The sequence below is a fragment of the Stenotrophomonas sp. STEN018 genome (assembly GCF_056760235.1).
Genome location: NZ_JBRREK010000004.1, coordinates 137,352 through 147,406, shown reverse-complemented (window position 1 = coordinate 147,406; position 10,055 = coordinate 137,352). Strand labels below are relative to the sequence as shown.

Sequence of the window (10,055 nt, the reverse complement as noted above, 5' to 3'; positions counted from 1 at the left end):
CCCCCCCCCCCCCCCCCCAACCCCCCCCTCTTCCCCTCCCCGCCCCCCCCCCCCCCCCCCCCCCCCCCCCCCCCCCCCCCCCCCCCCCCCCCCCCCCCCCCCCCCCCCACTACAGGTGGGTTTGCTTGTAAGGCAGACGGTCAGTACACGTCGCGGCGATAACGCCCGGCGATGCGCAGCGCTTGATGCGCTTCGGCACCAATCGCGTCGATGATGACCTTGTCCACCGCTGGGGCCATGCCTTGCAGGCTGCCACAGACGAGGATGGTGGCGCCGTCGTCCAGCCACTGCTGTAGCACGTCACTATGCGCGGCCAATGCGTCCTGCACGTAATGGAACTGACCATCATCGCGGCTGAAAACGGTATCCAGTCGTTCGATGGCGCCCTCGCGCTGCCATTGCTGCAGCTCGGCTCCGAAATGGAAGTCGTGGGCTGCGTTGCGTTCGCCGAACAACAACCAGTTACGAGCAGCACCGGCATCGATACGTGCACGCAGGTGCGCACGCAGACCCGCAATGCCGGTGCCGTTGCCGATCAGGATCAGTGGTGCGTCATGGCCCGGCGGATGGAAGTTGCTGTTGCTGCGCAGGCGCAGGTCAATGCTGTCGCCGATAGCGGTGTAGTCGCAGAGCCAGCCGCTGGCCAGGCCGGGTGTGCCGTCCGGGCGCAATTGCCGACGCAGCATCAGTTGCAGGCTGCCTTCGCCCGGCATCGAGGCAATCGAGTACTCGCGGTGCGGCAGTGGCTTGAGGCTGGCGGCCAATGCGTTGGCGTCGCGGCTGTCGGTGCTGTCAGGAAGATGGGACTGGGCGAGGGCACCGAACAGCGAACGGCCGTCAGCGAGCACGCTTGCAGCATCGAAACTGTTTGCCTGTAGCCACTTTGTCACCGCATCAGCAGACTGGCGTGGACCGATTTCGGCGATGTCGCCAGCCTGCCAATTCGGCAGCTTTCCGTCCGCGGGCTGCAGCTGCAGGTGGAATACCTTGCCGCCGATGCTGCCGGGGTTGAGCACGTCGCGCCTGCGCAGCAGCCATGATTGATAGGCCGGCGCACTCCAATCGGTAGCATTGGCTGCTTCGCCGCCAAGCTGGCCGAGCAGCTGCTGCCAATGGCGCAGCGCGTCGGCATCGGCGTTGTCTACTTCCACCGTATCGAACAGCGGCTGTGCGCCGTGCGTGCGCAGCCACTCATCGAGTTGATGGCCGAACGCGCAGTAGTGTTCATAGGTTTTGTCACCCAGTGCCAGTACCGCGTACTGCAGCTGCGGCAGCTTCAGTGGCTGCGGCATCACCCGGCTGAGGAAGGCGAGGGCATGATCGGGTGGATCGCCTTCACCGGTGGTGGCGGCGATGAACAGGGCCTGGCGGCTGCTGCCGAGCAGGGCCGCATCGACCTGGTCGATGGCGCGCAGTCGGGTCTTGTGGCCGGCGGCGCGCAGATGTGCGACGGTGCGTTGTGCCAGCTGCTGGGCGAAGCCGGTCTGGCTGGACCAGACCACCAGAATCGGCGGTTCCTTGCTGTCGCCGCCATCGTCATCACGTTGGCGGGTGCACCACCACAGTGCGGAGCAAGCCCCCACATAGATCGCCAACGCTGCCAGCGCCATCCACCACTGCGGTGCCAGCGGCGCGGCCGGCCACCAGCTTTCGCCCAGATGCAGGCGAAGTAGTAACAAGGCGATCAGCAGCAGGCCGAGGCCAACGGCGAGATTGCCGAGCAGGGCGCGATTGGAGCGATTTGGGTTCATTACGTGCTGGCGTCCAGGTAACGCTGGAAGGCGGGCGTCATGGTTTCGACCAGGCCATTGCTGCTGCGGGTGATGAAGCGTGCAGCCAAGTCATGGTCGTTGGCAAAGGCCAAGCCTTCATCGGCACCCATGACCGTGAGCGCAGTCGCCCAGGCATCGGCGAGCATGGCATCGCGGGCGATCACAGTGACTGCTGCGGCAGCACGGCTGACCGGCGCATGGCTGCGTGGGTCCAGCGTGTGGCTATAGGAAACACCATCGCGTTCGAACTGGTGCCAGCGGTCGCCGGAGGTGGCTACGGCAAGATCGTCGAGCGCGAGCACGCGTGGAGGATAGTCGGCGCTGGCATCTTCGTCGGGCGCGGATTCGACCAGTACGCGCCAGGGCTGGCCGTCGGGTTTCAAACCGTAGCCATGCAGTTCGCCGCCGACTTCGACCAAGGCAGCGCTGATGCCGATACGGCGCAGCCAGCGACTGACCAGATCCACGCCATAACCCTTGGCGATGGCCGACAGGTCCAGTTGTAGACCGCCAGGTTGCAGCGCGCTTTGCGTCTGCGGATCCAGCCGCAGTTTGTTCCAGCCGCAGCGTACGGCGACCTCGGCCAGCTGAGTGGGATCGGGGACGCCTTGTGCGGCGGCATCTGCACCAAAGCCCCACAGCGCTACCAAGGGACCGATAGTGGGATCGAAGGCATCAGCGCTGCGTTCGGCGATGTCGCGCGCGGTGACCAGCACGTTCCAGAAATCATCGGGTAATGCATGCCAGGTATTGGCGGTGGCACGGTTGTAGCGGCTGATGTCCGAGTCAGCTTCCCAGGTGCTCATCTGCGCGACCACGCGGTCCAGTTCGGCCTGGATACCGGCGTGCAGCGGATGCAGGTCGCGGCTGCGCGAAGCTACCAGCTTGACGCTCCAGCTGGTGCCCATGGTGTGGCCGCCAAGGGCGGCGATGTCGGAGTTGGAGGACATCGGTATCAAAAAGCCAGCTGGGGCAGGTGTTTCTTCTCCCGTTTACGGGAGAAGGTGCCCCGAAGGGGCGGATGAGGGGAGCTTTTGCTTTTGTGGGCCAGCTGCGGCTTCAGGACCCCGGCTTCGGCCTTGCCCTCACCCCAACCCCTCTCCCGCACGCGGGAGAGGGGCTTTGAGCATTACTGCGGCAGCACTTCCAGGGTGCCCACGTAGCTCAGGCGGCGGACGCTGGCCTGCGGGATCGAGGTCTTGTTGTCCTCGGTGCCGGTTTCCAGCCAGTACATGCCAGCCTGCGGCCAGGTCACCGAGAACTCGCCGTTGGCGTCGGTGGTGACCTTGATCTCTTCCTGGGCGTTGCGGTAACGGGTGCCGCCGCGGGTGATCTCGACCTCCAGGCCAGCGTGCGGCTTGCCGTCGACCAGCAGCTTGAACTTGGCCTGCTCACCGGCGAACAGATCGTTCGGGTGGCCCAGGGCAACCAGCTCCATGCCCTTGCCGGTCGGCTGCAGTGCGGTGTTGTTCGGCTTGCCGTTGGTGACGAAGGTTTCGATGCGGCCGGCGGTCTCGGAGACCTTCAGGTTCTTGGCATCCTTCGGCACTTCGGTGGCGAAGGTGGCGGCGTTACCGCGCCAGCGCTTGGGCTTGCCGTCTTCCTGCCAGTTGGCCGACAGGCCGGCATTGACGGTGGCCAGGCGGTAGGTGCCCTGCTGGGTCAGCTCGACGTCGAACACGCTGCGGTACTTGCCGGTGGCCGCGTTCTGCGGCTGCACGGTGCTGCCGTCCGGTGCGGTGATCACCAGGTTGTCCAGGCGCAACGGCACGTGGTTGAAGTAGAACAGGTCGTTGGACACGGCCGCGTCCACGGTGATCCACGGGTTGGTACCGGCAATCACGGTCTGCGACGGCTGCAGCCAGGCCTTGTGGGCGGCGGCGGAGAACGGCAGTACGGCGGCGATGGTGGCAGCAAGCAGGAGGGAACGCTTCATCGGTTGGCTCCGTTGGTAATGGGGATCAGGGCTTGACGGCAAGGGTGACGGTGCCGAGTTCGGAGGTGCCTTGGGCACGCCCGTTCTGCGCGGCACGGGCCGGCCAGGTGAAGGGGATCTTGACCAGTTCGCGGCCGCCGACTTCGCGTGCGGCTTCCACCACCAGCGAGTACTGGCCGGCGGGCAGGGCGCGCAGCTGCGGCTGGCGGTCGCTGAAGCTGAGCTGGTGCTTGCCGACCGGACGGGTCGGGCCGGTCACGCCATCGACCGGCACCTGCAGGGTGCGGCCGCTCTTGCGCCACCACTGGCGCAGGTCCGGCAACCACTTGGTGCCATGGCCTTCGGCGGTGTCCTTGAGCTGGTACCAGACCGACAGGTTGGCGGCGACCTGCTGGTCGGCACCTTCGATCCACACCGCGACATACGGGCGGTGGTACTCGGCCACGTTGAGCTTGGGCACTTCGACGTTGACGTCGAGGCTGGCGGCGTAGGCGGCGGGAGCTGTGGCGATCAAACCGCTCAGGGCGATGGTCAGGGTGACGCGCATGGTGCGACTCCGGAGAGAAAAACGGTCAATGGATGAGGAGCAGGGCGATCAGCAGCGGGATCAGCAAACCCAGGCCGACCAGCGGCCAGGTCATGCGCCGCTGCCGCGCATGCAGATGCAGCAAGAACAGGCCGGTGATGCAGAACACCAGGCAGGCCACCGCGAACACGTCGAGGAACCAGCCCCAGCCCGGGCCCGCGTTGCGGCCCTTGTGCAGGTCATTGAAGTACGAGACCCAGCCGCGACGGGTTTTTTCAAACTCCACCGCACCGGTTTCGCGGTCGATGCTCAGCCAGGCATCACTGCCGGGACCGGGCATGGACAGATAGATTTCTTCCGGCGACCACTCGGCCTCGCGGCTGCCGATGGACACGTCCAGGCGGTTGGACAACCAGTCGGCCACGCGCGCTGGCAGTGGCGCATTGCCGTCTTCGCGCTCTCCCAATGCCTTGAGCACGGGCACTGGCAGTTCCAGCTGCTGGTTCTGCACCTGTGGCTTGGCTTCGATCTTGGACGCGTGGTTCAAGGTGATGCCGGTCAGGGAGAACAACAGCATGCCGATCAGGCATACCGCCGAGCTGATCCAGTGCCACTGATGCAGGGTACGCAACCAGAAACCACGGCTGGCCTGTTGTTGCACGGTGGTGGCGGTGCTGCGGTCTGCGGACACGGGGATCGGGAGTATTGAAGGACGACGATTAGAGCACTAATGAGAATGATTCGCAATTTGTGCAGTGCATTGCTCCCTCCCTTTGCCGTAGGCAAGGGGAGGGCCGGGGAGGGGTAGCTTTTGATCTGGCTGTTGCTCTGGTTCTGGACTTGAAGCCAGAAGCAAGATCAAAGGCTACCCCTCCCCAACCCTCCCCTTCACTTCGTGAAAGGGAGGGGGCTGTTCTGCTTCTGCTGCTAACGCTTAAGTACATGCGGCGTTGACAGGGTGTAGTTCAGAGCGCAGAAGCTACCCCTCCCCAGACCTCCCCTGTGCTGCGCACAAGGGAGGGGGCCGATCTCCGCTCCGCTTCGGCACTCTGCGTCTGGCCTGAATCAGAACTTCGCGTTCAACGACAGCCAGTAGCTGCGGCGCTGTTCCTTCACTGCGTAGTCGTCAACGCAGCTGTGCTCGCTGGGCGAGGTCAGCACGCAGGACTGCGAGACGAAGTCCTTGTCGAACAGGTTGTTGACGCGTGCGTTGACGGTCAGCCAGTCGTTGAGCTTCCAGCTGCCACCCAGGTGGAAGGTGGTGTAGTCCTCGTAATAACGCACGGTCGAGCTGGTGACGCCGCCCACGTTGGACAGCAGTGTGTCGCGGTAACGGTCGTAGCGGCCTTCGCCGATCAGGCTCAGGCTGATGGCGTCGTTGAGCTGCCAGTTCAGGCTGGCATTGGCCATGTGCTTGGCCGGGTTGCCGGCGATCGGCTGGCCCTTGGTAGCGCCGCTGGTCTGCTCGCTCTTGGTGTAGGTGTAGTTGCCGCGCAGCTGCAGGTTGTCCAGCAGATCCACATGGCTGGCCAGTTCAATGCCGCGGGTTTCGGCCTTGTCCAGATTCACGCTCTGGCTGAAAACGCTGTAGCCAAGCGCCGCCCAGCCCGGACCCACGTCAATGCAGTAGCCGCTGTTGGCAGGTGCCACTTCGCAGTTGGCGAAGCTGCCGCCACTGGCGATCTTGTCGTCGAAGCGGTTGAGGAAGGCAGTGGCGTTGAAGCCCCAACGGCCGCCGTCGTAATACGTGGCGATTTCATAGTTGGTGCTGGTTTCCGGCTTCAGGTGCGGCGAGCCGACAAACGGGATCACACCCTGGCCGCCGAAGCCGGTGACACCCGGGAACAGCTGGTCCGGACGCGGGGTCTTGTAGCCGGTGCTGATGCCACCCTTGACGGTCCAGGCATCGCTGGCATTCCACACCAGGTAGGCGCGCGGGCTGACATGGCTGCCGAAGATGTTGTGGTGGTCATAGCGCAGGCCGAGCGTGGCGGTGAGCGCATCGGTCAACGCCCAGTTGTCCTCGGCGAACACCGACCAGGTGCGGTGTTTCTGCTTGACGTTGTCGCGGTAGCCGTTGCCGTCCATGCCGAACACGCCGTCGGTCATGTCGGTGTTGTTGTACTGGCCACCCACGGTGACTTTGTGCGCGCCGAAGCTCAGGTCGAGCATGGTGTCCAGCACCATCGCGTCCAGTTCCATGGTGCGCAGCGGGCGTGGCAGGAAAGCCTGCAGGCGTGCGCGCTCGGCGTCATTGAGCACCGACAGGTTGCCGCTGGCCATGTTGCAGTTGGCGGCCTGGCCGCGACGACGGCAGACATCGTTCCACAGGGTCTGCAGGTCGGCGCGTTCGTCCAGGGTCAGCGGCAGCGAGCGGCCCAGGTTGTTGCTCTGGGTGCGCGACAGGCTGGTCTGCCAGGTGCCGAAGTCGTAGCGGCCCTGATGGGTCAGTGCCAGTTGGTCCAGCTCATAGCGCTGGTAAGCGGTGTAGCCCACGCGCGGCTGCACCACGCGGCGGGTGGTGGTGCCACCGCTGCCGTTGGGGATGGTCGCAACGCCGCTGCGCCACAGGCTCTCGGCGCTGTCCAGGGTGCCGGTCTGGCCCTTGCTGTTGTCGTACTTCTGGCGCGAGACGTCATAGTCCAGCCACAGGTCGTGGTTGTCGCTGGCCTTGAAGTTCAGGCGGATGCCGCTGTTCCAGTTGGTATTGGCCACGGCCTTGCCGCCGCCGCCAAAGCCAAGTGCGCGTTCCCACTGGCTGCCATCGGGCAACGGCAGGGAATCCCATTCCGGGCTCGATTCGTCGATGTCATACCAGCTGCCGCGCACGCTCATGCCGAGGCGGTCCTTGATCAGCGGGCCGCTCAGGTAGACGTCGGTGGTACGCGCGTCGCCGAACGCATCTTCCTGCTGCACGGTGAAGCCCTGCGTCACCGAGCCGTGCCATTCGCTCTGGTTGCGACGGGTGATGATGTTGATCACGCCGCCCATGGCATCGGCGCCGTACAGGGTCGACATCGGCCCGCGCACCACTTCGATGCGCTCGATGGCATCCAACGGCGGCATATAGGCGAACTGGCCGCCGCCGAAGTTGTTCGGGTACAGGTTGCCGACGTTGCTCTGGCGGCGGCCGTCAATCAACACCAGCGTGTACTCGGACGGCATGCCGCGCATGGAGATGGTGGCGCGACCGTTCTTGTCGGTGGTTTCCATGCCCACGTCGATGCCTTCCACGTCGCGCAGTGCGTCGACCAGGCTGGTGTAAGGACGCAGTGCCAGTTCTTCGCGGCTGACCACGCTGATGCTGGCCGGCGCGTCGGTGATCTTCTGCTCGAAGCCGCTGGCGGTGACGACCACCTTGTCCAGCGTGGTCGGCGCGCCGCTGCCGTTGGCATGGGCGCTGGCGCTGATGGCGCCGAGCACGGCGAGGCTGAGCAGTTGGCGGGAAACGGACACGCGGTGACGCTGGCGCAGGGCCATGGGAATACCTCGATCAAGGAATGCAGGTTGCAGCCGTCATCACCGCAGGCGCTCACGCGTGCAGGGACGAGCTGGGAAGAAGAGAGGGGTGAAGCGGAAACGACTTGGTGCGGAGCTTCAGCTCAGCGGTGGCGCTTGCCCGCGCTGTTGGCGCGGGCTGGCCAGTGCATGGCCGATAACCGGCTCGGATGCAGGGAAGACCGTGCGGATGGGGCTGAAGTCGGCCGCTAGAAACAGCAGCTGCTGGACGCTGGGCAGGGGCTGGACTGCGCGCGGTGCACGCAGCTGTACTACCCGGCGAAGCTTGGCCGGGCTTTCTTCTTCCAGGTGGCGTTCGCCGCCTTGACGTTCTTCAGCCGGCACCGAGGCATGGCCGTTGTGGGCCAGGCCGAGCCGGGAAAACTGGGTGCCGCTCTGGCATAAGGCAGCCAGCAGCGACAACAGCAGCAACATGCACAAAGCCAGCGGACGCAGGCTGACAGCGCCGGAAGCGGCGTTGTTCTGTGCGTGTTGGCGCTGTGGTTGTTGCATGCGTATCCCCGGATTGCGGACGCGGCGGCAGGGGCCGGCGTTCGCGGTGCGGCATTGTAGATACGATTCGTTAACTTTTGCAAATGAGAATTGATACCAACTTGACGTTTATCAAGTCCTTTTCGGCTTGCGCTTCTCTACGGGAGCTGATGTAGCTCGGGTAAGTGCAGTTCTGTAACCCGGTAAGCGCAGCTCCTCCGGGAGTGTGAATCTCACGGATTTTCAGACTTTCGCCAACAGCCCCGGGTGCGCTGCGCTTACTCGCGCTACGGCTCTGTTCGCCCGTTCAGCTGAGTCCGTTGCTGTGTCGGCCCTGATCCTCAGGTCTGCGCCCATTGCCGCAGCAGGTTGTGATAGATCCCGGTCAGGCTGACCAGTGAAGGGTGCTGTGGGCAATCCTGGCTGAGCTGTTGGATGGAGGTATCCATTTCCCACAACAGCCGCCGGTGAGCTTCGTCGCGGACCATGCTCTGCACCCAGAAGAATGATGCCAGGCGCGCGCCGCGCGTCACCGGCTGTACTTTGTGCAGGCTGCTGGACGGGTATACCACCAGGTCGCCGGCGGGCAGCTTCACTTCGTGTTCGCCATAGGTGTCGGCAATGATCAGTTCGCCGCCTTCGTATTCTTCCGGCTCGCACAGGAACAGGGTGCAGGACACATCCGAGCGCAGCTGTTCGCCCTGGCCCAGGTTCATCACCGAGCCATCGACATGGAACCCGTAGGTGCCGCCGCCGCTGTAGCGGTTGAAGCGCGGCGGCAGGTATTTCAACGGCAGCGCCGCGCTGAAGAAGGAGGGGTTGCTGGCCAGCGCCAGCAGCACGGTCTCACCAAGTTCGCGGCGCAGCGCGGAGTTCTCCGGCAGCTGCTCATTGCGCTTGGCGTGGGTGCCGAGATGACCCACGGTTTCACGACCGTCGGTCCAGTCGGCTGCATCCAGTTTCTGGCGGAACAGGGCGATTTGTTCGGGGCTGAGTACGTTGGGGATATGCAGCAGCATGGGAGTTCCTTGGGGCCTGGCTCAGGCGACCAGTGCGCGGATCTGCGGATGGGGAGAGGCAGCCAGTTCCGGCACGATATGCGCCATGAACGCCGGGCTGCCGTTGGCAAGTGCGAGCCGCAGCCAATGCACGGCCTGCTCGATCTGGCCCTGCTGCAGCAGGATGGAGGCGAGGTTGGCCTGGCCACGGAAGTCGCCGGCTTCTGCCGAACGCTGATACCAGGCCAGTGCCGCTTGTGGGTCGCGTTCGATATCCAGCCCGTCTTCCAGATGCCGGGCCAGCAGGTTCATCGATTTGGCATGGCCCATGTGGGCGGCCTGCGTATACAGCGCCAGCGCCTTGGCCCGGTCCTGCGCCACGCCACGGCCGGTGGCAAGCAGATTGGCATGGTTGTACATGCCCCAGTCCAGGCCGGCTTCGGCGGCATTGCGATACCAGACCGCGGCCAGCGTTGCGTCAGGCGCACAGCCCTGGCCCAGCTCATGGCAGCGGCCGAGCATGTTCATCGCCAGCGCACTGCCGTTGTTGGCGGCAGTTTCGTACCAGAGCAGGGCGGCGTGTTCATCGCGCGCCACGCCTTTGCCCTCGATGTAGAGCTGGGCCAGCAGCAGCTGTGCATCCAGCTGGCCACTCAACGCAGCCTCGCGGATCTGCGCGAACGTGCCCTGCGGGTCATTCAACAGCTGCTGCGCCAGTGCATCGGCATCGCTTGGAAAGGAGTTGGGCATCGTCTTGCCTGTGGCCGGTTTTGATCGGCGTTTGATCGCTGATGGTAGCCATTGCGGGGGATTGCCGTCGCCTGTTGTGGCAG

Annotated in this window: 9 protein-coding genes; all 9 read right to left on the bottom strand. The window is 64.7% G+C overall.

Annotated features, from left to right (window positions below; all coding sequences use genetic code 11):
• Positions 1-140 precede the first annotated feature (140 nt).
• Positions 141-1,751, bottom strand: coding sequence for a sulfite reductase subunit alpha (locus ACVOMB_RS03125; RefSeq protein ID WP_481529827.1), 1,611 nt, complete (start codon positions 1,749-1,751; stop codon positions 141-143).
• The gene (locus ACVOMB_RS03120; RefSeq protein WP_481529833.1) at positions 1,751-2,728 is read right to left on the bottom strand and encodes an FAD:protein FMN transferase; all 978 of its coding nucleotides are present in this window, start codon (positions 2,726-2,728) and stop codon (positions 1,751-1,753) included. Before ACVOMB_RS03120 ends, ACVOMB_RS03125 begins: the two co-directional genes overlap by 1 nt.
• A 173-nt stretch (positions 2,729-2,901) precedes the next feature.
• Entirely contained in the window at positions 2,902-3,708 is an 807-nt protein-coding gene (locus tag ACVOMB_RS03115; RefSeq protein WP_481529826.1) for a DUF4198 domain-containing protein, read from the bottom strand.
• Between the two features lie 25 nt (positions 3,709-3,733).
• The gene (locus ACVOMB_RS03110; protein ID WP_313170411.1) at positions 3,734-4,255 is read right to left on the bottom strand and encodes a DUF2271 domain-containing protein; all 522 of its coding nucleotides are present in this window, start codon (positions 4,253-4,255) and stop codon (positions 3,734-3,736) included.
• Positions 4,256-4,280: 25 nt separating this feature from the next.
• The gene (locus ACVOMB_RS03105; RefSeq protein ID WP_481529825.1) at positions 4,281-4,925 is read right to left on the bottom strand and encodes a PepSY-associated TM helix domain-containing protein; all 645 of its coding nucleotides are present in this window, start codon (positions 4,923-4,925) and stop codon (positions 4,281-4,283) included.
• A gap of 374 nt (positions 4,926-5,299) precedes the next feature.
• Positions 5,300-7,714, bottom strand: a complete 2,415-nt coding sequence (locus tag ACVOMB_RS03100; protein ID WP_481529824.1) for a TonB-dependent receptor domain-containing protein — start codon at positions 7,712-7,714, stop codon at positions 5,300-5,302.
• A 117-nt stretch (positions 7,715-7,831) separates the two neighbouring features.
• Positions 7,832-8,245 (bottom strand): hypothetical protein, encoded by a 414-nt coding sequence (locus ACVOMB_RS03095; RefSeq protein WP_481529823.1) that lies wholly within the window; start codon positions 8,243-8,245, stop codon positions 7,832-7,834.
• A gap of 320 nt (positions 8,246-8,565) precedes the next feature.
• Entirely contained in the window at positions 8,566-9,243 is a 678-nt protein-coding gene (locus tag ACVOMB_RS03090) for a Fe2+-dependent dioxygenase (RefSeq protein ID WP_481529822.1), read from the bottom strand.
• Positions 9,244-9,264: 21 nt separating this feature from the next.
• On the bottom strand, positions 9,265-9,972 hold the full coding sequence (locus ACVOMB_RS03085; protein ID WP_481529821.1) for a tetratricopeptide repeat protein: 708 nt from the start codon (positions 9,970-9,972) through the stop codon (positions 9,265-9,267).
• Positions 9,973-10,055 lie beyond the last annotated feature (83 nt).